This is a genomic window from Enterococcus sp. DIV0756 (assembly GCF_051710745.1).
GTDB lineage: Bacteria > Bacillota > Bacilli > Lactobacillales > Enterococcaceae > Enterococcus_A.
This window is the reverse complement of sequence record NZ_JBIOLF010000001.1, coordinates 2,341,588-2,367,317: the sequence shown is the minus strand read 5'-3', so window position 1 is coordinate 2,367,317 and position 25,730 is coordinate 2,341,588. Positions and strand designations below refer to the sequence as shown.

Here is a 25,730-nt window from a genome sequence, read left to right as displayed (position 1 = left end):
CGAGGCAGCTGCCTCGGCTATTTGCTTACATGATACTAAGTAAACTACTCAAAACTAATGAACCAATTGTTAAAATTAACATGGTCCAAATAACAACCTTGGTAACCTTAGAAAATGTGCTCGTGGATTTTTTGTTATTCATGATGTCACCATCCCTCAAAAAAACTTCAAATTCATCATACTGCATTTCTTAAAACTCTGCAAATGACCAAAAAAACTTTTAAAAAATACTAAGAAATCTTTTCGTACCAATATTGCGAATTCAATTGTTAAAACTTGCTAAATCCTTTATATTTTAAATGAATTGAAACACGAATGTAACGATAATGCAGTATAGTGAGGATAGTAGTTTGAAGAGGAAGGACTGTATTTGTTGGCATCATTTTCACCAATTTTATTGTTATGGTACATTTTTCCGATAATCGTCTTTTTAGCGTCTGATTATATCGTGACAACTTTTAAATTAAAACAACGCTTCAATTTGAAAACGCCAGATATCACCATACCATTTTTAATCGTAGGTATGCATGAAATATCAAAAAGCATCAGCACGTTTTCGATTCTACCATATTTTTTATTAACTATTCTATTATTGGGTATTAGCGTAGTGGTTTTCCAAGCCTATCGCTATAGGGAAATCATGTACGGTCGCTTCTTTAAGATGTTTTGGCGCTTAACGTTTTTATTGTCCGTGTTAGTCTATTTTATTTTGATTATCGTAAGTATTATTAATGTCTTATAAATTAAAAAAACTTTAAAAAAACTCCTGATTATCCTTATACCCCTTGATAAAATAGGATGGTTAGTAAAGGTCAAAAAAGTGTTATTTTTGTTTTTTACAAAGTGTGGTAGATTGTGGGGGATTGTGGTAGACTAATCTCATGCGGTGGTAAAAAGGGGTGGAGTCTAGATGTTCATGGGCGAATTTCAGCATAACATTGATGCTAAAGGTCGATTGATCGTACCATCAAAATTACGTGAACAATTAGGCGAAAAATTTGTTGTTACCCGTGGAATGGATGGGTGCTTATTTGGATACCCTTTACCTGAGTGGAACGAATTAGAAACAAAGTTGAATGAGATGCCACTTTCTAAGAAAGATGCGCGTGCGTTTGTTCGTTTCTTTTATTCCGCAGCAACAGAGTGTGAGATTGACAAACAGGGACGAATTAATATCCCTGCCTCCCTACGCAATCATGCGTCACTTGAAAAAGAGTGTGTGATTATCGGGGTCGCTAATCGAATTGAGATTTGGGATCAAGCACGCTGGAACGAATTTACAAAGGAAACAGAAGCTAGTTTTGATGACATTGCAGAGACAATGGTCGATTTTGGATTTTAGAGAAGAGGATTATCAATGACAGACTTTCAACATACAACCGTTTTGCTTCATGAGACAGTTGATGGTCTAGCAATCAAACCGAACGGTGTTTATGTTGATTGTACATTAGGTGGTGCCGGACACAGTGAATATTTGCTGAGTCAGTTAAACACTGATGGACATCTTTATGCTTTTGATCAAGATCAAAAGGCAATTGAAAATGCGAAGATTCGTCTAGCTGAGTATGTCACAAAAAATCAAGTGACCTTTGTTAAAGCTAACTTTAGAGAACTTACGACTGAACTGAATCGTTTAGGTGTGATGGAAGTTGACGGCATTTTATATGACTTAGGGGTTTCATCGCCGCAACTGGATGAGGCGGAACGTGGATTTAGCTACCATCAAGATGCGCCATTAGACATGCGAATGGATCAGGATGCGCCATTAAGTGCTTATCAAGTCGTGAATGAATATTCTTACCACGAATTAGTTAAAATTTTCTTTCGCTATGGCGAAGAGAAATTCTCCAAACAAATCGCTCGTTTGATTGAGCGTAAGCGTGTGGACAAACCGATTAAGACTACTGGTGAATTAGTGGATCTTATTAAAGAGGCGATCCCGGCTCCGGCAAGACGGAAAGGCGGGCATCCCGCTAAACGTGTTTTCCAAGCTATTCGCATCGCTGTAAATGATGAACTGGGAGCGATTGAAAGTTCCTTAGAACAGGCGATTGACATGCTCTCAATTGAAGGCAGAGTCAGTGTAATCACCTTCCATTCATTAGAAGATCGGATCGTAAAAACAATGTTCAAAGAATTCAGTACACCAAAAGACATGCCTCCTGGTTTGCCTGTGGTGCCTGAAGAATTTCAACCAATATTGAAATTAGTAAATCGAAAACCCATCGTTCCTTCTGAAGAGGAATTACAGGATAATAATCGCGCGAGAAGTGCAAAATTGCGCATCGCTGAGAAAATGAAGAAAGGATAGGAATTATGGCAGAATTAAAAAATAAACAACCGTTTCAATTTGATTCTCAGCAAGAAGAAATTCACCAAACGCCAGATTCTTTCAAAGTCTTCGTTTCTCCTGGTGATCGTTTAAAGAAAATTTCACGGGTAGAAAAAATTGCCGTATTGGCCTTCTTAGTGATGTTAATTGGTTTATCCGTAGTGATGGTTAATTACCGTAATGATATTAGCAAAACACAAAATGAAATTACGAGTATTCAAACTGACATTGATGCAAAGGAAAAGACAGCCTCGCAATTGCAACAAGAAAAGAGCGAATTATCTCGTTCTGATCGTCTAAAAGAAATTGCTGAGAAAGCAGGACTTTCAATCAATGACGACAATTTAAGGAAAGTGAAGTAAATGAGCTTTAAAAGGCTAAAAAGAAAAATCCGAAAAAAGAATTTGACTCCGATGAACAATCGCAAAAAAGTAGGCGTTATTTTGTTTGCTACGAGTATTGGATTGTTCTTTTTATTTGCCGTTCGCATGATCTATGTAGTAGCAGGTGGTCATGTAGCGGGAACTTCCTTAAAAGCTAAGACCGAAGAGTTGTATCACGGCGGTGAGGAAATAAAAGCAAAGCGTGGTACAATTTTTGATCGTAATGGTGAAGTGATTGCTGAAGATGCAACTTCTTACTCCATTTACGCAATTCTTTCGGAGAGCTATGTTAAGGGAAATGAAAAGCTCTATGCGCAAGAAAAGAACTTTGATGATTTAGCTTCTATTTTAAATAAGTATTTAGGCATCAAAGAAAAGTCTGCATTAAAAACTTTAAAAAGCGGATTAAACAGTGATGGTACTAGTAAATATTATCAAGTTGAATTTGGTAATAAAGGTAAGAATATTTCTGAAGAGACCAAACAGAACATTGAGGATGCGATGAAAAAGGACAAGGTCAAAGGTCTTTACTTTACAGAGCATACGGATCGAATGTATCCAAACGGAAATTTTGCGTCTCATTTTATTGGATATGCACAACCGGATAAAAAAGAGTCATTAGTTGGTATGATGGGGGTTGAAGCCGCCTATGACGATGTTCTAAAAGGAAAAAACGGGAAAATCGTTTACCAAAAAGACGAAAATCAACGACCAATTCCAGGAAGTGTTGCTGAAGAGAAAAAGGCAGTCAATGGTGAGGATATCTATACAACCTTAGATGCCGGTTTACAAAGTTACTTAGAAACATTAATGGATAAGGTGAACTCAGAAGCCAAACCTACTGAGATGACCGCTATGTTGATGCAAGCAAAGACTGGGGATATCTTAGCGATGTCTCAGCGTCCAACATTTAATCCTGAGACTAAGGAAGGTTTAGGGGAGCAAGATGCGTGGCGAAATTTTCTCGTAGAAGATAGCTACGAACCAGGGTCGACCATGAAGGTCTTCACTACATCTGCTGCTGTCAACGAAGGCATTTTTAATGAAAACGAAAGTTATGTTTCTGGAAAAATCCAAGTAGCTGATGCGACGATCAACGACTGGGACTTGGGTAAAAAAGGTATTTTGACAATGCGTCAGGCGCTTTCTTGGTCAAGTAACGTAGGGATGGTCAAGCTAGAAGAACGTTTAGGTGATCGTTGGCCTGAATATGTGAAACGTTTTGGATTTGGTCAAAGTACGTATTCTGGGTTGCCCGGTGAAACAAAGGGGACATTGCCAACAAGTAATATTGTTGACCAAGCGATGAGCTCGTATGGTCAGGCAATTGGTGTAACGAATTTCCAAATGATGCGTGGTTTTACTGCTGTAGCAAATGATGGAAAAATGTTGCAACCACATTACATTGAAAAAGTTTCCAATCCTAACACAGGAAAAGAGATTATTACGAAACCAGAAGTAGTAGGAGAGCCAATTACGGCTGAAACTGCACAAAAGGTTCGTGAATATATGCGGGATACTGTTGAAAGCGAAAATTATGGTTCGGCTTATGATCAATACAAAGTACCGGGATACCATATCTCTGCTAAAACAGGTACTGCACAAATCGCGGAGGGCGGGAGATACTTAACTGGTGATACGAATTATATCTATTCGATCGCGTTGATGATTCCGTCAGAGGATCCCGAATATATTTTGTATTTGACAATGAAACAACCACAGGAAAAACAAGAAGGCATTTTGGGAGAAATTGCGAATCCGCTATTGAGTCGTGTCATGGAATTTCAAAATACCGAAAATGATTCTTCTGATGAGGAAAGTAATACAAAAGTTACAGTAGAGGATTACCGCAATCTTTCAACCTCCAAAGCAGCAGCAGATGCAAATAAGCGTGGTTTAACAGCTGTCGTGGTTGGCGATGGGGATAAAGTCATTCAGCAGTCAGCGAAGCCAGGCGAGAAGGTTATGGCAAATGAACATCTGATTTTATTAACTGATGGTAAGAAAGAAATGCCAGATGTCCGCGGCTGGTCTAAAGCAGATATCTTGAAATTAACCAATCTGTTAGACATCGAGGTTAGCTTTAAAGGAGACGGATACTGTACGAAGCAAAGTATTGCTCCATATGCAGAAGTCTCGAAAAAGAAATTGAAAATTACGTTAGGTTAGACTGGAGAGAATAACATGCAACCGGCACAACTATTTATCGCTTTTGCCAGTAGTTTCGCAATTACTGTGGCAGGCATGCCTTTTATAATTGGCTATTTTAGAATGAAGAAACAAGGACAAGAAATTCGTGATGAGGGACCAAAGTGGCATAACTCTAAAGCAGGCACCCCAACAATGGGTGGTTTAGGTTTTTTAGCTGCTGCGGTGATTACAGCCATTTGGTACAGTCTTTGGACGAATAAAATGACGACTTCACTATTAATTTTAGTGTTTGTTCTATTACTATATGGAATTATCGGCTTTTTAGATGATTTCATTAAACTAGCAAAAAAACAAAATGAAGGATTGACTTCAAGTCAGAAATTCATTGCTCAGGTGGTTGTAGCCGTTGTTTTTTACATCATTTATCGAATGGAAGGTTATCCTAATACCTTGAATTTCTTTGGCATAGAATTGCCGTTAAATATTTTTTATGGCTTGTTTGTAATTTTTTGGTTGGTCGGTTTTTCAAACGCAGTGAATCTAACTGATGGGATCGATGGATTGGTATCAGGATTAGGGACTATTTCATTTGCAACCTATGGAATTATTGCGTGGAAACAACAACAGTATGAGGTTTTGATCGTATGTCTTGCCGTAATGGGCGGCCTTGTTGGTTTCTTTCCTTATAACAAAAAACCAGCGAAAATCTTTATGGGAGATGTAGGATCGCTTGCTTTAGGAGGTCTGTTAGCAGCTATATCAATCGTCTTACATCAAGAATGGACATTGTTATTGGTTGGTTTGGTATACATTTTTGAAACAGCAAGCGTGATTATTCAAGTCACTTCCTTTAAAATGACTGGTAAGCGTGTATTTAAAATGTCACCATTGCACCACCATTTTGAAATGTCTGGCTGGTCAGAATGGAAAGTAGATACGGTGTTTTGGGCTATCGGGCTTATTGCATCAATCATTGTTTTATTGATCGTACTGTAGGAGATGACTAGAAATGAAACAAATCAAACAATATGAAAATGAAAAAGTATTAGTCTTAGGATTAGCAAAGAGTGGATTTAGTGCGGCCAAGTTATTAAATGACTTGGGCGCACTTGTTACGGTTAATGATGGGAAACCCTTCGAAGAGAATCCAGAAGCTCAAGGATTATTAGAACAAGGTGTACGAGTGATTACTGGACACCATCCAATTGAATTGTTAGATGAAGATTTTTCCTTGATGGTGAAAAATCCTGGTATCCCTTATGATAATCCTTTAGTAGCCAAAGCGAAAGAAGTGAATATTCCAATTTTGACTGAAGTAGAGTTGGCTTATCAAGTTGCTGAGTGCCCGATTGTGGGCATTACGGGAACGAATGGTAAGACGACGACCACTACCATGATTGGTTTATTGTTGAATCAAGAACGGACCGCTGGAAGTGCTCGTCTTGCTGGGAATATTGGCTTTCCTGCTAGTGAAGTAGCTGCTAAGGCATCAGTTGACGACGATATAGTAATGGAATTGTCAAGTTTCCAATTGATGGGGATTGAAACATTTAAACCACAAATCGCTGTTATTACCAATATTTATGAAGGACATTTGGATTATCATAAAACACGTGAGAACTATGTAGCCGCAAAATGGGCAATCCAAGAGAACATGACATCGGATGATTATCTAGTCTTAAACTGGAATTCAGAAGAATTACAAGAAATGAGTACACAAACCAAGGCACAAGTCGTTCCTTTTTCAACAAAAGAGAAACTTGAAAGTGGTGCATACTCATATGACGGCAGTCTTTATTATATGGACGAAAAAATTATGGAGGCTGCGGAATTAGGGGTACCCGGCGCTCATAATATTGAGAACGCACTGGCAGCAATTGCTGTGGCGAAATTAAAAGGCGTTTCCAACGAGGGAATTCGTTTTGCGTTAAGTAAATTTCATGGGGTACCTCATCGTACGCAATACGTTGGTACAATCAATGGACGCAAGTTTTACAATGACTCCAAAGCAACTAATAGTTTAGCGACAGAAATGGCCTTAAGTGGATTTGATAACGATCAGTTGATTCTGCTTGCTGGCGGATTGGATCGCGGGAATGGATTTGATGAGCTAATTCCATCTCTTGAAGGGGTAAAAGCGATTATACTTTTTGGAGAAACCAAAGATAAACTGGCTGAGACTGCTGAACGAGCAGGGATCAGAACAATTATCATGACTTCAAATGTTGAAACAGCTGTTCCTTTGGCCTATGAACAAAGTGAAGATGGTGACAGTATCCTGTTATCTCCCGCGAATGCAAGTTGGGACCAATACCCTAGCTTTGAAATTCGTGGAGACAAATTTATGCAAGCTGTAAAGCAATTAGAAAAGTAGGGAAATGAAATGAGAATACTTGTTACAGGCGGCGGCACGGGCGGACATATTTATCCAGCCTTAGCGTTTATCCGTTACGTACAAAAAATCCAACCGGAATCAGAATTTTTATATGTAGGTACACACCGAGGGTTGGAAAATAAGATCGTGCCTGAGACAGGCATTTCTTTTAAAACAATTAAGATCCAAGGCTTTAAGCGAAAACTTTCATTCGATAATATCAAAACAGTTCAATTATTTTTAGAGAGCATTAAACGTTCAAAAGAAATTTTACGAGAGTTCAAACCTGATGTTGTGATTGGGACAGGAGGATATGTATCTGGTTCAGTCGTTTATGCAGCAGCTCGGATGAACATTCCGACGATTGTTCATGAACAAAATAGTGTTCCAGGAATCACCAATAAATTTCTAAGCCGGTTTGCCGATCGAGTGGGAATAAGCTTTCCCGATGCTGCACAATATTTTCCAGAAAACAAAACGGTTTTAGTTGGGAATCCACGCGCTCAAGAAGTGGTAACTAGTGGAAAGTCAGAAGTCTTAGAACAGTATGGTCTGCTGCCTGATATCCCAACTGTTTTGATATTCGGTGGAAGCCAAGGGGCACTTAAAATAAATCAAGCGGTTATTCAAGCATTACCCAAATTTTCTCAGAAAGACTATCAAGTACTTTATGCTTCAGGAGATCGTTATTATAACGAAATACTAGAGAAGTTTGATGTTGAAAAAATCAGCCATAATTTGTCGCTCCAACCGTATATTAAGAATATGACAGACGTTATGGCCAATGTTGATCTGTTGATTGGGCGTGCGGGTGCTACTTCGATTGCAGAGTTGACTGCTTTAGGATTACCGGCAATTCTAATTCCGAGTCCTTATGTGACAAATGACCATCAGACAAAGAATGCTCAGAGTCTTGTCAATGCTGGAGCTGTCAAGATGATTAAGGATGCGGATTTAACCGGTGAAAACTTAGTAGAAGCCGTAGATGATATTATGAATGATTCTGAGAAAAAAGCTACAATGGCAATGGCTTCGCGTCAAGAAGGTATTCCAGATGCAGCGGAACGTCTATGGACATTGGTGAACGAAATCATCAAATAATTTTTGGAGGTGAGGACCATTAGCCGCAAAGAGTTTCCAGAAGAAAACAATGATATTCAGCAGGAAGAAAAAACGGAGCCTGAGAAGCTAACGCCATGGCAATTAGCAAACATGGAATATTTGAAACAAAAAGCTCTTGAAAAAGGAGAGTCAATTGAGCAGTCGTCAACCTCTGAACCGTTTGATGAAACAGGGAGCACTGATGAGTCTGCCGACCAAAAAGAGGAAACGTTTGAAAAAACTGAACCGGTAGCCATAGAATCGGAAATCGCAGAACCAGAGATAGAGGAGCCGCCAGTTGGACCGAAAAATGGTTCATTTTTGGATAGATTACCTAACATCAAACATGAACGTAATCGCCGTCTTTTACGGAGATCAATGATTCTGATTGGATTATTTTCCATTCCGGCTTTATTATTATTGTATTACATATCGCCTTTAGCTAAGCTAGGCGGCGTGAGTGTAAAAGGCAATGACAGAATTTCATCAGAGATAATTGAAAAAGAATTGAATTTTACAGTGGGTGACAATCTTTGGAGTCAGTATTTTGATCGCAAGGATAACGTGAAAAATTTGAAGAAGCAAGAACTGCAAATTGAAAATGCTGAAGTACATCTAGACGGAATTAATCATTTTGAAGTGGAAGTAAAAGAATATCCGGAAGTGGCGTATCTAGAAAGTAATGGAAAGTATTCACCAGTTATTTCAAATGGGAAAATTATTCCAATTGAAGTAGAGAAAAGCGACGGTGAGCTGCCAATTTTAGAGAGCTTCACTGGATCGAAACGGATTTTAAAAGTTCTTGATGGTTATAAAAAATTATCTGAAGAAGTTAAACAAGGTATATCTCAAATTAAGTATGCTCCAACGAATGAAAATAAGGAATTACTGGAAATTTTCATGAATGATGGGAATAAAGTTTTGATTAGTATCAATGATCTCGGTGATAAGATGAACTATTATCCTCAAATTGCTAAAGAAATGAATGATAAAGAGATTAAAGGTATCGTAGATATGGAAGCAGGAATATATAGCTATCCATATACTGAAAATTCTGCTGAAAATTCAGCGACCGAGGATGCAACACAAAACTCAATAGATCAATCTGGAACCCCTGTTGGAAATGATTAAATTTATTACAAGAAAATGTTGAATCTTCTTTTTCATTCTAGGCAAAATGTGTTAAAATTGAAGGCAGTGAATTACTTGCAAATAATTATATTTCATGCTTAACAGTAAGTTAAAATATTAAATCTGAATAAAGCATTTATTTGAAAATAGGAGGGAATCCCATTCATGGCAAAAGCAGGAATGTATGTAGGCCTTGATATCGGGACAACATCGATAAAAGTTGTTGTTGCCGAGTACATCGATAGCCAAATGAATATCATTGGTGTTGGAAACGCAAAATCAGAAGGAATCAACCGTGGGATTATCGTAGATATCGATAAAACAGTTCAGGCGATTCAACGAGCAGTAAAACAGGCCGAGGAAAAAGCCGGGATTCAGATTAAAAGTGTCAGCGTTGGATTACCTGCGAACTTATTAGAAGTTGAACCTTGTCAAGGTATGATCGCTGTTAATAACGAGTCAAAAGAGATTATGGATGACGATGTTCGCAATGTCGCTTCTGCAGCAATGGTTCGTTCTGTTCCTCCTGAAAGACAAATCGTTGCGCTATTGCCTCAAGAATTTACCGTTGATGGCTTTGAAGGCATTAAGGATCCGCGAGGAATGATCGGTGTTCGTCTTGAAATGTTCGGTTTGGTCTTCACAGGACCTAAGACAATCATTCATAACATCACCAAATGCGTTGAAAAAGCGGGCTTATCAGTTGCTGAAACAGTAATCACCTCTTTAGCCTTAACGGAGTCAATTTTATCTGATGGTGAAAAAGACTTTGGAACGATCGTGATTGATATGGGTGGCGGTCAAACTACAACGGCAGTCATGCACGACAAACAGTTGAAGTTCACTCATGTGGACCAAGAAGGTGGAGAGTTTGTTACAAAAGACATTTCTATTGTTTTAAACACTTCGTTCAACAATGCGGAGGCGTTGAAAATCAATTATGGAGATGCCTATCCAACGCGGACATCAGCAGAGGAAGATTTTCCAGTTGATGTTATTGGGAAAACGGACCCTGTCAAAGTGGATGAACGCTATTTAGCTGAAATCATCGAAGCGCGTCTAGAACAAATCTTCCGTAAAGCCAAAGAGGCTCTGGATGAGATCGAAGCACTCGATTTACCAGGTGGAGTTATCCTCACTGGTGGTGCAGCAAGCCTGCCAGGGGTGGTTGATTTAGCGGAAGATATTTTCGGAACCACTGTTAAGTTGCATGTCCCAAATCAAATGGGCTTGAGAAATCCAGTTTTCACGAATGTCATCAGCATCGTCAATTACTCAGCTGAGTTGAGTGACGTTTATCACTTAGCTAAATCAGCAGTTACGGGTGAAAAAGTTTCATTATCTGCCTCACCACAAACCAGTGCTGTATCCACAGCCCCTGTTTATGACGATTACGAAGCATCAACAGATTATGAAGAAGAATCAAAGCCAAAAAATGAAGAAAAAGTTACTGGGAAGATTAAAGACTTCTTCTCTAATATTTTTGACTAATTTGTAGGAGGAATAGAAAACATGGAATTCTCAATAGATAACAATATTAACGAAGGTGCAGTTATTAAAGTTATCGGTGTTGGCGGTGGCGGTGGCAATGCTATCAACCGTATGATCGAAGAAAACGTTAAAGGCGTTGAATTCATCGCATCAAACACTGATGTTCAAGCACTTAAAAACTCAAAAGCAGAAACAGTGATTCAATTAGGCCCTAAATATACTCGTGGCTTAGGTGCGGGTTCACAGCCTGAAGTTGGACAAAAATCAGCTGAAGAAAGTGAACAAGCAATTCGTGATGCTTTAGAAGGCGCAGATATGGTCTTTATCACTGCCGGAATGGGCGGAGGTACTGGTACAGGTGCTGCTCCAATCGTTGCGAAAATCGCAAAGGATTTAGGTGCCTTAACTGTCGGCGTGGTTACGCGTCCATTTAGTTTTGAAGGACCTAAACGTGGTCGCTTTGCAGCAGAAGGAATTTCAGCATTAAAAGAAAATGTTGATACTTTGTTGATCATCTCAAATAATCGTCTCCTTGAAGTTGTTGACAAGAAAACGCCGATGCTTGAAGCATTCCGTGAAGCAGATAATGTATTACGTCAGGGTGTACAAGGTATTTCAGACTTGATTACAGCTCCTGGTTACGTAAACTTGGACTTTGCTGATGTGAAAACAGTCATGGCTAACCAAGGAACTGCCTTGATGGGAATTGGTGTGGCCAGTGGTGAAGATCGCGTAGTTGAAGCAACGAAAAAAGCAATCTCTTCTCCACTACTTGAAACATCTATTGATGGCGCAGAACAAGTTTTATTAAATATCACAGGCGGCTTGGATATGACACTATTTGAAGCTCAAGATGCTTCTGACATCGTAGCAAGTGCAGCAACAGGCGATGTAAATATTATCTTAGGTACATCAATCAGTGAAGAACTAGGCGATGAAATTCGCGTTACAGTAATTGCGACAGGAATTGATCCAACAAAAAAGGAGCGTAAGGCTACACGTAATACACAACGTGCTAGTCAAATCCAATCGGTTCCACAAAAACAAAATTTAGATATTGAACCTGCAAGAGGTAACGACGGTCAGTCTGCTTTTGGTGAATGGGATATCCGCAAGGAAGAAAACATCCGTCCTAAAGTTGAGGAAACACAATTTGATAATATCGAAAAGAAAGAATTCGAAACCTTCAATCGTGAAGAAGTAAAACCTGAAAAAGACGAAGAACTAGATACACCACCATTCTTTCGCCGTAGAAAATAAAAGGGGGAGAGCACATGATCGCTGAAAACTTGCATAGAATCGAGCAAGAGATTCAGGAGTCGTGTGCTCTTGTTTCACGTAACCCAAAGGAGATTACTATGGTTGCGGTGACAAAGAGTGTCGACTCCACGACCGCAAGAGAACTCGTTGAATTAGGTATGACGGATTTAGCAGAGAATCGAGTAGACAAATTACTGGATAAAAAGCAGAGTCTTTCAAACTATCAGCAGATCAAATGGCATCTTATTGGTAATTTACAGCGACGCAAGGTAAAATTGATTATAAACGAGATTGACTATTTTCATGCATTAGACAGTCTGCGTTTAGCACAAGAAATTCAAAAACGTGCAGAACATCAAATAAAGTGTTTTATTGAAGTAAATGTTTCAGGAGAAGAATCAAAGCATGGTATCAAGCCAGATGAACTTCAGACTTTCATTGACGAATTAGCGGGGCTTGAAAAAATTCAAGTCATCGGTTTAATGACAATGGCACCTTATGACGCAAGTCAGTCTGAGATTCGAAATGTTTTCTCTACCTTGAGACAACTTCAAGAAAGCGTGAAAAAGCAAAACTTGCAATACGCACCATGTACAGAATTAAGCATGGGAATGAGCCAAGACTTCAAAACGGCAATTGAAGAAGGTGCTACTTTTGTTCGAATCGGAACGGCACTATTTAAGAAAGGTTAGGTAAAGTTAATGGGAATTAGTCTAGCAAAGATCACTGATTTTTTTGGTTTAGCAGATGATGATATGTACGAAGAAGCAGCGACACCTGCCCCAAAGAAGCAGGTTAGCCGCCCAGTAAGTGCACCTTTGAAAAAAGAACGCGTAACAGCACGTCCTACGTATCAAAAACAGGAACGTTCTCAGGAGCGTCCCAAAGAAAGAGTACCAGAAAGAGTCAAACCAGTTGTAGAGACTCAGACCAATCGGAGAGCAGAAACTGTTGTAAAAAAGGCAGAAACTATGCCTCAAAAAAATGAGAAGGTCGTTTCAATGCCTAACAATAATCATCGGGCACAACGAGTTTCTTCTTCTAGAACAGAAGAAAAAAGAAAAGAGCGCATTTCAGTAGTTGAACCTAGAGCATACAATGAAGCGATGACTATTGCGAAACGTGTTGGTCAAGGTGAAGTAGTCTTGATTAATTTCCAATCTTTGGATGAGATGAGAGCTCGTCGGATAGTCGATTTTCTAACTGGTGCAGTCTTTATGGTTGATGGTGATATTAAACGTGTTGGAAATGAAATGTTTTTATGTACGCCAACAAATGTCGAAATCACTAACTCTACGTTGAGCGCCATGGTTGATGACGATATTTATGGATTAGGAATGTAAAGGAGCCGCATAGTTGAATCTACTTATTACACTTTTTTATTATTTAAATCGACTAGTTTATCTGTATACGATACTTTTAGTCGTTTATGCATTAATGTCATGGTTTCCAGGGGCGTATCAGTCCAAGTTTGGTCAGTTGTTAGGTCGAATTTGTGAACCGTTTCTTAATTTATTTCGACGTTTACCTTTGCAATTCGGCGGGATCGACTTTTCTATAATGGCAGCGATTCTAGCACTAAATATCGCGATGGAGGTTTTGCAAAAAATTCTGATTAATTTTATTTATTAAGGAGGTGGCAAAATGAATGCCAATGTCTATCAACATTTTAGACCAGAAGAGCATCCATTTGTAGACAATGTTGGCGATTGGCTGGAACAAGTTGAGAGCCAGTATGCTCCTTATTTGACGAATTTTTTGGATCCTCGGCAAGCTTATATCTTAGAGACCTTAATTCGCGAAAATAGTGAATTGAAATTTTCGTTTTATGGTGGTTATGAGCACGCTGAACGTTGTCGCTGCATGATCTATCCAGAGTATTATGAACCACAAATCGATGATTTTGAACTTGTGATGATTGAAATCAATTATCCACAAAAGTTTACAGAGCTTTCTCACGGAAAAATATTAGGAACATTGATGAGTGCGGGAATTAAACGTGATTATTTTGGGGATATTATTTCTGATGGAAACCGTTGGCAAATTTTTTTAGCAAAAGAATCTGCTAGTTATATTGTCAATCAGGTAACTAAAATTGGTCGTGTAACCGTTCATCTAGAGGAACGTCCATACACGGACATCATTATTCCTAAAGATAGTTGGGTTGAGGAAACAACTACAGCGACCTCAATGCGACTAGATGCGATTATTTCAACTGTTTATAATATTTCGCGTCAACGTTCGAAGCAATTAGTTGAAGCCAGCAAAGTAAAAGTTAACTGGTCCGTTAATGAGCGACCAGATTATTTACTTGATTTATTAGATGTTGTTTCAGTTCGCGGGTTTGGGCGAATTCAGATCCAAGGAATAGAAGGAAAGACAAAGAAAGAAAAATTCCGTTTGCGCTTAGGCGTTTTACGAAAATAAATTTATGAGGTGAACAAAAAAATGGCATTAACTCCATTAGATATTCAAAACAAGAATTTCTCCACTAAAATGCGTGGATATAACCAAGATGAAGTCGATGATTTTTTAGATATGATCGTCCGCGATTATGAAGATAGCATCGCAAAAAATCGCGAACTAGAAAAAGCCTTGAAACATTCTGAAGAAAAATTAGAATATTTCAATGAATTAAAAGAGGCATTGAACCAATCTATCGTTGTAGCACAAGATACTGCTGATAAAGTAAAATCTTCAGCAAGTAAAGAATCTGAAGTGATCGTAACTTCTGCGCAAAATCGTGCGGATGAATTAATTTCTAACGCAATGCAAAAAGCAAACTTATTAACAACGACTGCGGAAGATAAAGCAAAAGAAATTCTAACGGATGCTACTTCTAAAGCTCGTCAGTTAGCTGCTGAAACCAATGATTTGAAGAAGAAAACACGTGTTTTCCATCAACAATTGTTGTTATTATTAGAAACACAAATTGATCAAGCCCGCAGCGGAGATTGGGAAGAAGTTTTGAAACCAATGTCTTCATATGTCGGAGATGGTCACGAAGTCTTGAAAGAAGTTTTAGCAAATGAGCTTGACAGTGATACAGAGAATGCAGTAGACTCAGATGAACCAATCATCCTTGATGAACCTCAAGAAGATATGGGTTTGACGATTGATATTCCTGAATTGATTAAATCAAACGAAGATTAAAAGTCTGGAACAGAAAAGCTGATTAGATTCTTTATAGCGAGCCGATGACAGTGAAAGTTCGGCAGACCCTCTAATTGGAAAGATCCTCTAGATTATTTCGATTATGAACGGTAAGTAGTAATCGACGCGTCATTGCGTTAATGATGGTCAGAGGAAACTTAGGTTTCAAATTTGGGTGGTACCACGACAAGCTCGTCCCTGTGCGGATAAGCTTGTTTTTTTGTGAACGTCACTACGTATTTATATTCTACCGAGTGAGTTCGATTAGCTTTATCAGTTGTAATTCTTATACGTATATTTGTATACGTAAAGAGGAAGCAACGTCTTAAAAAGTATCGTTAATCATCAATCTTATAAATAAAAGGAGACGATCGATAGTGAAGACAAAAGAAACTCTTCAGCTAGGAAAAACCGGCTTCCCAATGCGCGGTAATTTACCAAACCGTGAAGGTCAGTGGGAAAAAGAATGGGAAGAAAATAAAATTTACGAAAAACGTCAGGAATTAAATGAAGGAAAACCTACCTTTGTTTTACATGACGGCCCTCCATATGCGAATGGAAACATCCATATTGGACATGCCTTGAATAAAATCAGTAAAGACATCATTGTACGTTCTAAATCAATGTCAGGTTTTCGCGCTCCTTACGTACCCGGCTGGGACACTCATGGCTTGCCAATCGAACAAGTTTTAACAAACAAAGGAATCAAACGTAAAGAAATGTCGATGGCGGAATACCGCAAAAAATGTGAAGAGTATGCATTGTCACAGGTGGATAAGCAACGTGAGGATTTCAAACGTTTGGGAATTGCTGGCGATTGGGAACACCCATATATTACATTGACGCCTGATTATGAAGCCGCTGAAATTCGCGTTTTTGGAAAAATGGCTGAAAAAGGCTACATTTATAAAGGTTTAAAACCGATTTATTGGTCTCCCTCCAGTGAGTCCTCATTAGCAGAAGCCGAAGTAGAATATAAAGATGTTAAGTCGCCCTCAATCTTTGTTGCTTTCAAGGTGAAAGATGGCAAAGAAATTTTAGATTCGGATACGTCATTTATTATCTGGACTACGACACCTTGGACTTTACCAGCTAACCAGGCGCTTTCTGTTAATAAAGACTATACTTACGTGGTAGTGGAAGAAGTAGGGAAAAAATACATTGTAGCGAAGGATCTGTTAGATTCTGTAACGACAGAATTAGATTGGCAAGCTCCTAAGGTGATCAAAGAAGTTCAAGGAAAAGATCTTGAATATATGACCGCACAACACCCATTTTATGATCGTGAGTCATTAGTAATTTTAGGGGATCATGTCACTTTAGACGCTGGTACAGGTGTGGTTCATACGGCGCCTGCTCATGGTGAGGATGACTACTTTGCATGGAAAAAGTATCGTAATGATATTATTTCTCCAGTTGATGATCGTGGAGTGATGACTGCAGAAGCCCCTGGCTTTGAAGGTGTCTTTTATGACAAAGTCAATGCAATGGTCACTGATTTATTAAAAGAAAAAGGCTCTTTATTAAAACTAGAATTTTTCATGCATAGTTATCCGCATGATTGGCGTACGAAAAAACCAATCATTTATCGCGCAACTCCTCAATGGTTTGCTTCAATTGATAAGTTCCGTCAAGATATTTTAGATGAAATCGAAAAGGTTGATTGGATCATTCCATGGGGGAAAACTCGTCTGTATAATATGATTCGTGATCGCGGTGATTGGGTTATTTCTCGACAACGCGCATGGGGTGTGCCACTTCCAATTTTCTATGGTGAAGATGGAGAAGCAATCATCACGCCGGAAACTACAGAACATGTGGCTCAATTATTCGCTGAACATGGTTCGAATGTTTGGTTTGAGCGCGAAGCAAAAGAGTTATTACCTGAAGGATTCACTCATCCAAGCTCACCAAATGGTATTTTTACTAAAGAGACAGATATCATGGACGTTTGGTTTGATTCAGGTTCTTCTCACGAAGCGGTGTTACGTCAACGTGAGGAATTAACGTTTCCAGCTGATATGTATTTAGAAGGTTCTGACCAATATCGTGGCTGGTTCAACTCAAGTATTACAACAAGTGTTGCAATTAATGGCGTTGCCCCATACAAATCAGTTCTTTCTCAAGGCTTTACTCTAGATGGCGAAGGTCGTAAGATGAGTAAATCATTAGGTAACACGATTGTTCCTGGAAAAGTCATTAACCAAATGGGTGCTGATATCTTACGCCTATGGGTCAGCAGTGTTGATTACGAAAGTGATGTTCGTGTCTCTATGGATATCTTGAATCAAGTATCTGAGGTTTACCGAAAGATTCGCAACACCATGCGCTTCTTGTTAGCAAATACCAATGATTTTGATCCAGTAAAACACGGCGTTGCGTATGATGAATTACGTTCAGTTGATAAATATATGCTGATTCGTCTAAATGAAGTAATCAAAACCATTCGTGAAGAGGGTTATGAGAAGTATGACTTTACACAAATTTACAAGACAGTTGTAAACTTCTTAACGGTTGATTTGTCTTCTTTCTATTTGGATTTTGCAAAAGATGTTGTATACATTCAAGCAGAGGACAGCTATGAGCGCCGTTGCATGCAGACAGTCTTTTATCAGGCTGCAGTAGCATTGACGAAGTTATTGACGCCAATTATTCCTCATACGACTGAAGAAATTTGGACGTACTTGAAAGAAGAGGAAGAATACGTACAGTTAGCGGAATTGCCAAGCTATGAAACGTTCCCTAACCAAGAGGAATTGCTAGACACATGGAAAGCCTTTATGGATTTCCGTGATAAGGTCTTGAAAGCTTTGGAAGAAGCTCGTAATGAAAAAGTGATTGGTAAATCACTTGAAGCAAAAGTGACCATTTATCCAAATGAACAAGTAGCTGCGATGTTAACAGCTCTAGATGCTGATCTGGCTCAATTATTGATCGTGTCACCGGATTCATTTAGTATTTCAAAGGATAGCGCTCCTGACAATGCTATGGTATTTGATGATGTAGCGATTTTAGTTGAAAAAGCAGATGGTGAAGTTTGTGATCGCTGTCGCCAAGTTCGCACAACAGTTGGTGAGGATGAAAAGCTTCCACATTTATGTGCCTCATGTGCCCATATCGTAGAAGAAAACTATCCAGAAGCAGTAGCAGAAGGATTGGAATAGGAAAGCCATATAATAGAAGGAACCTGCATCGAAGGTAATTCGATGCAGGTTCTTTTTAGTATCTAATCTAATTTATTTAATAAAACTATTTACACAGCTAGGCTGACTATACAAAAAAACTGAGAAATTTTCCTCAGTTTTTTGTACTATTATTCTAGTTTTCCGCGTTCACGATACCATTGGTCTGGCTGCCAAGCCCATTCGTGTCCGTTTTTAGCTAAAAGATCGAATGCACACTGTGGACCCATGGTGCCAGCTGCATAGTTAGGAAATCCTGGCGTAGTTTGATCCCACGTATTTCGGATACGGTCAACAATCTCCCATGAGTTCGCAACTTCATCCCAATGAGAAAAGTTGGTGCTATCACCATTTAAGGCATCTAGCAATAGCTTTTCATAGGCTTCAGGACTGTTTTCAGTTACTTCAGCACTTTGGCGGAAGTCTAGTTTTACAGGTTCAGTATTGAAACCTTGACCAATTTTCTTTCCATTAAGAGTTAAAGAGAAGCCCTCAGTTGGTTGGATGTAGATCGTTAAAATATTTTGGGGCAATTCTGCACCGTCTGCTTCTTCTTGCTCGAAATTAAAGACGTTTACAGGAACCTGCTTAAAGACGATATTGATTCGTGTGCCTTTTTCAGTCATGCGCTTTCCTGTACGAACGTAGAAGGGTACTCCAGACCAACGGAAATTATCAATTAAGAATTTTCCAGCAACAAAGGTTTCCATTAGAGAATCTTCGGCAACATTTGGTTCATCATGGTAAGCAGCAAATTCTTTGCCATCTAACATTCCCGCGTCATATTGTCCGCGAACAAAATTTTGTAAGACTTCTTCTGAATCGTAGCGACGAATGGCTTGTAAAACTTTAACTTTTTCCTCACGAATCGATTTATTAGAGAAAGAAGTTGGTACTTCCATTGCTAGTAAAGCTACGACTTGCAGGATATGATTTTGAACCATATCTTTTAACGCACCGCTGTGTTCATAATAACCACCACGATCTTCTACACCAAGTGCTTCAGAAAATGTGATCTGTACATTTTCAATGTATCGGTTGTTCCAAAGGGATTCAAAGATGTTATTTGCAAAACGAATAACAGAAATGTTTTGAATCATTTCTTTACCTAAGTAGTGGTCGATTCGGAAAATATCTTGCTCTGGAAAGACCTTGCGAATTTGATTATTTAACTCATCCGCAGAAGCATAATCAAAACCGAATGGTTTCTCAATTACCAAACGATTATATCCAGTGGTAGTCAAAATTTCTTGCGATTTTAAATGATTGACAATCGTGCCGAAAAATTGAGGTGCCATGGCCAAGTAATATAAACGGTTGCCTTGTAGCTGATATTTTTCATCTAGCTGGTCAGACAATTCCTTCAATTGATCGTAATGTTCGGTATCGTTGACATTGTGAGACAGATAATAGAAATGACTTGAAAATTTCTCTGCTTCTTCCTCAGTTGGAGCAATATCTTTGATCGTATCGCGAACGATCTCACGGTAGTGGTCATCACTCCATGGTCGTCTAGCTGTACCGATCACAGCAAAATGCTCCGCCAAATTTCCTTTTTTATATAGGCGAAACAGCGAAGGATACAGTTTTCGTTTTGCTAAGTCGCCAGTTCCACCAAAAATGGTGAATAATGCTGCCTGTTCCATAAATTCCACTCCTAGTTCTTTTTAATGTTAAATAAGTTTGATACCCAGCTCGAATACCATCCAACGAAGAAAAAGTTCTCATGAGCAAGTAAGATCGAAATTTAACACTCAATCATAAATACTGCAAAAAGTTGGACGGGCATCCTAGTTCGATTTCTATTCCGTAAAACACTACAGCGAATCAACAAAAATTGTTGACGCTGCCTTGTAACTAATTGAAACCTCTTTTTGGTCGTTTTGTAAAGTAATAGGTCCTTCATACGCAGCAATATTTGTGATTTTGTATTCTTCATGGATTTTGACTCCCAGATCCATCAAGTAATCAAGCAGGTCTTTTTCATCCAAGACACGTGCTATTCGAACGTTCGTGCCTTCAGGGTAACTTGCTAAGGTTTGACGATCTTTTTCGTGAACTGTTTGATCCTGCTGTGGAATCATTCCTCCATGAGGGCAAAAAGTTGGATGATTTAAATAATGATCCAATTTTTGTTCTAGTTGTGAAGAGGTCACGTGTTCTAATACTTCTGCTTCATCATGGACTTCATTCCACGAGTAACCAAGATGATCAACTAAAAAGACTTCCCATAAGCGATGCTTACGGACAAGCGTACTCGCTTTTTCTAAACCAATCGGAGTTAATTGAACGCCTTGATAAGGGGAGTGTTCAACTAGACCTTCTTTCACAAGCTTATTGATCATCTCACTAACAGAAGCACCAGAAATGGACAAACCAGCAACGATTTTTTTATTACTAACTTTTTCTTTGTCGCCACCTAATTCCAATATTAATTTTAAATAATCTTCACGATTCGGTGTCATTGATGTTCATCCTTTCGTAACGAGGCATATCAGATTAAGTTTACCAAATATATCACATTTTTTCCATTTGATTGGACTGGTCTTTTAAACAAACAAAGCACTAATAACAGGGGTAATAAAAAAAAATTTCTAAGAATCCTTGCCTATCTTAAAAAAAAAAGGTAGTATATTAAAAATAAATGAGAATTGTCAAACTATTTAAAGGATTGATGTCAATGACAAAGCAACAAGTAACAGAGGCCCCGACCATGTATGATCCCTCATTTGAGAAGGATGCATGTGGTATGGGCTTTATTGCTCAGATGGAAGGCAAGGCTTCACATCAATTAGTGAAGCACGCGTTAACAATGTTAGAACGAATGAATCATCGTGGAGGAACGGGAGCGGAACCTGAAACAGGGGATGGAGCCGGAATTTTAGCGACGATTCCAGACAAATTCTTTCAACGTGAAGCAAAAACAGCAGGGATAAGTTTACCTGATCGTGGTCAATATGCGGTAGGTATGTTCTTTTTACCAGCCGATGAGAAACACAAAGGTGGTTTGCAACAGGCCCTCGTAAAGGAAATCGAGTCCGCGGGTTACTTGGTTCTTTGGCAGCGGGATGTTCCGTTCCAATATGAGAACTGCGGGCCAGGGGCACAAAAAGTGATGCCTAGCTTTGTGCAACTATTCATAAAACGACCGTTGGAGGTACAGACGGATCGAGACTTTGAAGACCGCTTATATCGTTTGCGTCGAAAGCTAGAAAAAACTTACCATGCCAGTGAAATGGCTATTTGTAGCTTATCTAGTAAAACAATTGTTTACAAAGGAATGCTGCATGCCTACCAAGTTGGGATTTTCTATGATGATCTACAAGATGAGGATTTTGCAGCCAGTATCGCAGTTGTGCATTCTCGTTTTTCAACCAACACCTTTCCTAGTTGGGACCGTGCGCAACCATTCCGCTTTTTAGCTCACAATGGCGAGATCAATACACTGCGTGGGTCAGAAAACTGGATGAAGAGTCATGGTATTGAAGTTTACAACGAAGAAGATTCTGACTCTGCCAAGTTAGAAAATTGCATGGAATATTTGTACCGAAATGGTCGCGATATTCCTCATGCATTGATGATGATGGTTCCAGAAGCATGGTCAGAAGAGGCTGGTCTAGGAGAAGAGCAGACGGCCTTTCAAGAATATAACGCTAGTTTTATGGCACCATGGGATGGACCGGCTGCTTTATGTTTTACCGATGGTGAAATGGTAGGCGCGACCTTGGATCGAAACGGATTGCGACCTTCTCGTTATTCGATTACCAAAGATGGCTTTGTTCAAGTAGCATCTGAATCGGGTGTGGTTGACTTTGCGCCATCTAATGTGATTGAAAAAGGTGTGTTAGGACCAGCCAACATGATTCTAGTTGACACCATCAATGGAAAATTTTACCGCAATCAAGAAATCAAAGAAAAGTATGCACATGCGCATTCTTACAAAGAATGGCTAGCCGAAAACCGAATCGAACTGTCACAGCTTACTGAAACGGAAGCAAGCGAGACCTCAATGACTGAAAAAGAACGTCAAAAAATGTGGAAACTTAATGGATATACGGATGAAATTATCCGTGATGAGTTATTACCGATGGCGGAAAAAGGTGAGGAACCCGTTCTTTCAATGGGATATGATTCACCATTGGCAGTTTTAAGTGACAAGCCACAATCGTTGTTCACGTATTTTAAACAGCAATTCGCACAGGTGACGAATCCACCGATTGATGCGATTCGTGAGCAGCTGGTGATTGGAACAGAGATGTTCTTAGGCCGTGATGGAGATATTCGAGTAGATAACGCACATAATTGCCAAAAACTGAAAATTAAGAGCCCTGTTCTAAGTAGTAGCGATTTCAATAAAATTACTCAGTTGAATACGAAGGAACAAAAAGCGGTAACTATCTCAACCTTATATCCAGTCGGAGGACAGAATGCTTTAGAGGATGGCTTGGAACAAATGTTTAAAGTGGCCGAATCTGCCATTGACAATGGGGGAACGATCTTAATTTTAAGTGATCGTGGAGCAGAAAAAGCCAAAATGGCCATGCCGATTTTATTAGCCGTATCTGGTGTGCACAATTATTTGGTAAGAAAGGGAAAAGCTTCGTTAGCGAGTTTAGTAGTCGATTCAGCAGAAGTTTGCGAAGTCCATCATTTTGCTACGCTGATCGGTTATGGAGCTAGCGGGATTCATCCTTATGGAGCGTATGCAACCTTGGAAGGCTTTGATATTGAAAATGGATTAGAAAACTATCGAAAAGCAGCTGAAAAAGGGATTGTAAAAGTAATGTCTCGGATGGGTATTTCGACGATTGCGGGATATCATGGTGCTCAATTGTTTGAAGTCGTCGGTATTAGTCAACCAGTGACAGAAAAATACTTTACTGGAACGGCAAGCCGTATCGGTGGACTATCGTTGCATCAAATTGAAGAAGAATATTTACAACGCCATCAATTGGCTTATGGTCCGCAGCAAAATGATTTACTAGCGTCTGGCGGAAGCTTCCAATACAAAGCGGATGGCGAGCATCACTTATTTAATCCGAAAACGATTTACAATTTTCAACAAGCGGTTCGTGCAGGCGATTATCAATTATTTAAGCATTATGTTGATCAAATGAATCAGGAAGCGTTAGAAGAGCCTACCAATTTACGGGCGCTGTGGGAATTTAAAAAAGAGCGTCCGGCAGTGAAGCTTTCTGAAGTCGAGCCCGCAAGTAAAATCGTGAAACGGTTCAAAGTTGGTGCGATGTCCTATGGTTCATTGAGTGAAGAAGCCCATCAATGTATTGCTGAAGCAATGAACAGCATTGGAGCGAAGTCTAATAGTGGTGAAGGTGGCGAAAACCGCAATCGATTCAAACCACAAGTAAACGGCAAGAATTTCAACAGTAAAATCAAACAGGTTGCGTCAGGTCGTTTTGGTGTAAACGCCGAATACTTGATGAGTGCCGAAGAGTTACAAATTAAAATGGCACAAGGGGCGAAGCCAGGAGAAGGCGGACAGCTCCCTGGCAATAAGGTCTTTCCATGGGTAGCAGAAATTCGGGGATCGACGCCAGGAGTGCGGTTGATATCACCGCCACCGCATCATGATATTTATTCGATCGAAGATTTAGCGCAACTGATTTATGATTTAAAAGCTATTAATCCGTATGCGAAGATCAATGTTAAATTGGTTTCAAGTACCGGTGTGGGAACGATCGCAACAGGTGTTGTTAAAGCTGGCGCAGATGTTGTCGTGATTTCTGGTTACGATGGTGGAACTGGTGCCTCACCGCGAAACTCGATTCGTGATGCAGGTTTGCCATGGGAAATGGGTGTCGCTGAGGCGCACCAAACCCTAGCGATGAATAATCTACGTCAACGAATGACCTTGGAAACTGATGGGAAATTGATGACTGGTCGTGACGTCGCAATGGCGATTTTACTTGGTGCCGAAGAATATAGTTTTGCATCACTTGCTTTGGTAGCGATCGGATGCGTGATGATGCGCGTATGTAGTTTAAATACTTGTCCGGTTGGTGTGGCGACACAAAATCCTGCGTTACGGAAATTCTTTGTTGGTAAGCCTGAACACTTGATCAATATGATGTATTTTATTGCGGAAGATTTGCGAGAAATTATGGCCGAATTAGGGTTTAGAAGTATTGATGAAATGATTGGTCATACAGAAGTATTAGAGCCGCGCTTTATTGCAAAAGGCAAGGCGAAATCATTAGATTTCTCTCGAATTTTATCTACAAGTATTGGCATCGAACGTAAAACAGAAGATCCGTTTAAAGAAAAACGTGAATGGCCTGAGTTGGATCAATTTGCAGAAGGTGCGATTAAAAACGGGGAGCAAGTGAAAATGAGCGCTCCAATCAATAATGTCAATCGGACAGTCGGGGCGCGTATGGGCGGCTGGATTGCGGAACGTTTTGGCAATTATCAGCTGACACCAGGACAGATCAAATACACGTATACTGGGATCGCTGGTCAAAGTTTTGGCTCATTTATCACTCAAGGGATGGAGCTTAAACTGATTGGTGAAGGAAATGATTATGTGGCGAAAGGGTTAAGCGGTGGTCGTGTAATTATTGTGCCGCCTAAAGATGCAGCTTACGATATAGAGGATTCACCAATTGTCGGCAATGTTGTCTGTTTTGGTGCGAATCGCGGAGAAGGCTATTTCCGCGGCAAAGCCGGTGAGCGTTTCTGCGTGCGAAACAGTGGCGCTAACGTGGTGGTTGAAGGAGTCGGTGATCATGGCTGTGAATATATGACTGGCGGAGTTGCTGTCATTTTAGGCCCAACTGGTCGAAACTTCGCGGCTGGCATGTCTGGTGGAGTCGCTTATGTCTATGATCCGAAGGGAACCTTTGCTGATAAATGTAATTTAGAAATGGTTGATCTTTTTAAACTTGACGAAACCGGGGACGATGCTATTTTGAAAGAAATGATTGAGAATCATTTAGCTTATACGGATTCATTGAAAGCGGCTGAATTATTGAATGATTGGGAAAATGTTCAAAAGCATTTCGTAAAGGTTTATCCGAGAGAATACCATGAAATGGTTCGTGTAACTGACGAATTAGCGAAAACCGGTTTAGCAGGCGAAGAACTAATTGAAAAAGCCTTTATAGAAGTAATCGGCGAACAAACGGTACCGGCTGGAAAGGGGCGTGGCTAGG

General features: G+C 39.6%; 21 protein-coding genes. 18 read left to right on the top strand and 3 right to left on the bottom strand.

Annotated features, from left to right (window positions below):
- Window positions 1-25: 25 nt before the first annotated feature.
- Window positions 26-142: a DUF4044 domain-containing protein gene (locus IGI44_RS11485; protein ID WP_010745911.1), complete on the bottom strand. Its 117-nt coding sequence runs from the start codon at window positions 140-142 to the stop codon at window positions 26-28.
- Between the two features lie 228 nt (window positions 143-370).
- Here IGI44_RS11485 and IGI44_RS11480 point away from each other — a divergent pair, with 228 nt between their 5' ends.
- From IGI44_RS11480 to ileS, 17 genes are all read left to right on the top strand, one after another.
- Complete coding sequence (locus IGI44_RS11480) at window positions 371-742, top strand: DUF3397 domain-containing protein (protein ID WP_438787853.1); 372 nt, start codon at window positions 371-373, stop codon at window positions 740-742.
- A gap of 168 nt (window positions 743-910) precedes the next feature.
- Window positions 911-1,342 (top strand): division/cell wall cluster transcriptional repressor MraZ, encoded by a 432-nt coding sequence (gene mraZ / locus IGI44_RS11475; protein WP_438787852.1) that lies wholly within the window; start codon window positions 911-913, stop codon window positions 1,340-1,342.
- Between the two features lie 15 nt (window positions 1,343-1,357).
- Window positions 1,358-2,311 carry a 16S rRNA (cytosine(1402)-N(4))-methyltransferase RsmH gene (rsmH, locus tag IGI44_RS11470; protein WP_438787851.1) on the top strand — a complete coding sequence of 318 codons (954 nt, stop codon included), beginning with the start codon at window positions 1,358-1,360 and terminating at the stop codon, window positions 2,309-2,311.
- Between the two features lie 5 nt (window positions 2,312-2,316).
- Complete coding sequence (gene ftsL / locus IGI44_RS11465) at window positions 2,317-2,694, top strand: cell division protein FtsL (RefSeq protein WP_438787850.1); 378 nt, start codon at window positions 2,317-2,319, stop codon at window positions 2,692-2,694.
- Entirely contained in the window at window positions 2,695-4,884 is a 2,190-nt protein-coding gene (locus IGI44_RS11460; RefSeq protein WP_438787849.1) for a penicillin-binding transpeptidase domain-containing protein, read from the top strand.
- Window positions 4,885-4,899: 15 nt separating this feature from the next.
- A complete protein-coding gene (gene mraY, locus IGI44_RS11455) occupies window positions 4,900-5,862 on the top strand; it encodes a phospho-N-acetylmuramoyl-pentapeptide-transferase (protein ID WP_438787848.1) in 963 nt (320 codons plus the stop codon).
- A 13-nt stretch (window positions 5,863-5,875) separates the two neighbouring features.
- Complete coding sequence (murD, locus tag IGI44_RS11450; RefSeq protein ID WP_438787847.1) at window positions 5,876-7,240, top strand: UDP-N-acetylmuramoyl-L-alanine--D-glutamate ligase; 1,365 nt, start codon at window positions 5,876-5,878, stop codon at window positions 7,238-7,240.
- Between the two features lie 9 nt (window positions 7,241-7,249).
- Window positions 7,250-8,341: an undecaprenyldiphospho-muramoylpentapeptide beta-N-acetylglucosaminyltransferase gene (murG, locus tag IGI44_RS11445; RefSeq protein ID WP_438787846.1), complete on the top strand. Its 1,092-nt coding sequence runs from the start codon at window positions 7,250-7,252 to the stop codon at window positions 8,339-8,341.
- Window positions 8,342-8,350: 9 nt separating this feature from the next.
- The gene (locus tag IGI44_RS11440; protein ID WP_438787845.1) at window positions 8,351-9,472 is read left to right on the top strand and encodes a cell division protein FtsQ/DivIB; all 1,122 of its coding nucleotides are present in this window, start codon (window positions 8,351-8,353) and stop codon (window positions 9,470-9,472) included.
- 165 nt (window positions 9,473-9,637) lie between these two features.
- The gene (gene ftsA / locus IGI44_RS11435) at window positions 9,638-10,963 is read left to right on the top strand and encodes a cell division protein FtsA (protein ID WP_438787844.1); all 1,326 of its coding nucleotides are present in this window, start codon (window positions 9,638-9,640) and stop codon (window positions 10,961-10,963) included.
- A 21-nt stretch (window positions 10,964-10,984) separates the two neighbouring features.
- Window positions 10,985-12,223, top strand: a complete 1,239-nt coding sequence (ftsZ, locus tag IGI44_RS11430; RefSeq protein WP_438787843.1) for a cell division protein FtsZ — start codon at window positions 10,985-10,987, stop codon at window positions 12,221-12,223.
- A 14-nt stretch (window positions 12,224-12,237) separates the two neighbouring features.
- Entirely contained in the window at window positions 12,238-12,915 is a 678-nt protein-coding gene (locus IGI44_RS11425; RefSeq protein ID WP_438787842.1) for a YggS family pyridoxal phosphate-dependent enzyme, read from the top strand.
- A 9-nt stretch (window positions 12,916-12,924) separates the two neighbouring features.
- Window positions 12,925-13,566 (top strand): cell division protein SepF, encoded by a 642-nt coding sequence (locus IGI44_RS11420; RefSeq protein WP_438787841.1) that lies wholly within the window; start codon window positions 12,925-12,927, stop codon window positions 13,564-13,566.
- Between the two features lie 13 nt (window positions 13,567-13,579).
- Complete coding sequence (locus IGI44_RS11415) at window positions 13,580-13,855, top strand: YggT family protein (RefSeq protein ID WP_438787840.1); 276 nt, start codon at window positions 13,580-13,582, stop codon at window positions 13,853-13,855.
- A gap of 12 nt (window positions 13,856-13,867) precedes the next feature.
- Window positions 13,868-14,650 carry an RNA-binding protein gene (locus tag IGI44_RS11410; RefSeq protein WP_438787839.1) on the top strand — a complete coding sequence of 261 codons (783 nt, stop codon included), beginning with the start codon at window positions 13,868-13,870 and terminating at the stop codon, window positions 14,648-14,650.
- 21 nt (window positions 14,651-14,671) lie between these two features.
- Entirely contained in the window at window positions 14,672-15,376 is a 705-nt protein-coding gene (locus IGI44_RS11405) for a DivIVA domain-containing protein (RefSeq protein WP_438787838.1), read from the top strand.
- A 377-nt stretch (window positions 15,377-15,753) separates the two neighbouring features.
- Window positions 15,754-18,540 carry an isoleucine--tRNA ligase gene (gene ileS, locus IGI44_RS11400; RefSeq protein ID WP_438787837.1) on the top strand — a complete coding sequence of 929 codons (2,787 nt, stop codon included), beginning with the start codon at window positions 15,754-15,756 and terminating at the stop codon, window positions 18,538-18,540.
- Window positions 18,541-18,689: 149 nt separating this feature from the next.
- On the opposite strand, the gene zwf is transcribed toward ileS, so the two are convergent.
- Window positions 18,690-20,204: a glucose-6-phosphate dehydrogenase gene (gene zwf, locus IGI44_RS11395; protein WP_438787836.1), complete on the bottom strand. Its 1,515-nt coding sequence runs from the start codon at window positions 20,202-20,204 to the stop codon at window positions 18,690-18,692.
- Between the two features lie 171 nt (window positions 20,205-20,375).
- On the bottom strand, window positions 20,376-21,023 hold the full coding sequence (locus IGI44_RS11390; RefSeq protein ID WP_216410513.1) for a metal-dependent transcriptional regulator: 648 nt from the start codon (window positions 21,021-21,023) through the stop codon (window positions 20,376-20,378).
- Between the two features lie 215 nt (window positions 21,024-21,238).
- On the opposite strand from IGI44_RS11390, the gene gltB reads away from it, so the two are divergent.
- Window positions 21,239-25,729: a glutamate synthase large subunit gene (gltB, locus tag IGI44_RS11385; protein ID WP_438787835.1), complete on the top strand. Its 4,491-nt coding sequence runs from the start codon at window positions 21,239-21,241 to the stop codon at window positions 25,727-25,729.
- Window position 25,730: the final 1 nt, after the last annotated feature.

What these genes read in the sequence shown, in the direction of transcription:
- murG (WP_438787846.1), top strand. Translation starts at nt 7,250, where the DNA reads ATGAGAATACTTGTTACAGGCGGCGGCACGGGCGGACATATTTATCCA.
- ftsA (WP_438787844.1), top strand. Translation starts at nt 9,638, where the DNA reads ATGGCAAAAGCAGGAATGTATGTAGGCCTTGATATCGGGACAACATCG.
- IGI44_RS11460 (WP_438787849.1), top strand. Translation starts at nt 2,695, where the DNA reads ATGAGCTTTAAAAGGCTAAAAAGAAAAATCCGAAAAAAGAATTTGACT.
- gltB (WP_438787835.1), top strand. Translation starts at nt 21,239, where the DNA reads ATGACAAAGCAACAAGTAACAGAGGCCCCGACCATGTATGATCCCTCA.
- IGI44_RS11420 (WP_438787841.1), top strand. Translation starts at nt 12,925, where the DNA reads ATGGGAATTAGTCTAGCAAAGATCACTGATTTTTTTGGTTTAGCAGAT.
- IGI44_RS11485 (WP_010745911.1), bottom strand. Translation starts at nt 142, where the DNA reads ATGAATAACAAAAAATCCACGAGCACATTTTCTAAGGTTACCAAGGTT.
- murD (WP_438787847.1), top strand. Translation starts at nt 5,876, where the DNA reads ATGAAACAAATCAAACAATATGAAAATGAAAAAGTATTAGTCTTAGGA.
- ftsZ (WP_438787843.1), top strand. Translation starts at nt 10,985, where the DNA reads ATGGAATTCTCAATAGATAACAATATTAACGAAGGTGCAGTTATTAAA.
- ftsL (WP_438787850.1), top strand. Translation starts at nt 2,317, where the DNA reads ATGGCAGAATTAAAAAATAAACAACCGTTTCAATTTGATTCTCAGCAA.
- mraY (WP_438787848.1), top strand. Translation starts at nt 4,900, where the DNA reads ATGCAACCGGCACAACTATTTATCGCTTTTGCCAGTAGTTTCGCAATT.
- IGI44_RS11425 (WP_438787842.1), top strand. Translation starts at nt 12,238, where the DNA reads ATGATCGCTGAAAACTTGCATAGAATCGAGCAAGAGATTCAGGAGTCG.
- IGI44_RS11390 (WP_216410513.1), bottom strand. Translation starts at nt 21,023, where the DNA reads ATGACACCGAATCGTGAAGATTATTTAAAATTAATATTGGAATTAGGT.
- IGI44_RS11410 (WP_438787839.1), top strand. Translation starts at nt 13,868, where the DNA reads ATGAATGCCAATGTCTATCAACATTTTAGACCAGAAGAGCATCCATTT.
- IGI44_RS11405 (WP_438787838.1), top strand. Translation starts at nt 14,672, where the DNA reads ATGGCATTAACTCCATTAGATATTCAAAACAAGAATTTCTCCACTAAA.
- zwf (WP_438787836.1), bottom strand. Translation starts at nt 20,204, where the DNA reads ATGGAACAGGCAGCATTATTCACCATTTTTGGTGGAACTGGCGACTTA.
- rsmH (WP_438787851.1), top strand. Translation starts at nt 1,358, where the DNA reads ATGACAGACTTTCAACATACAACCGTTTTGCTTCATGAGACAGTTGAT.
- mraZ (WP_438787852.1), top strand. Translation starts at nt 911, where the DNA reads ATGTTCATGGGCGAATTTCAGCATAACATTGATGCTAAAGGTCGATTG.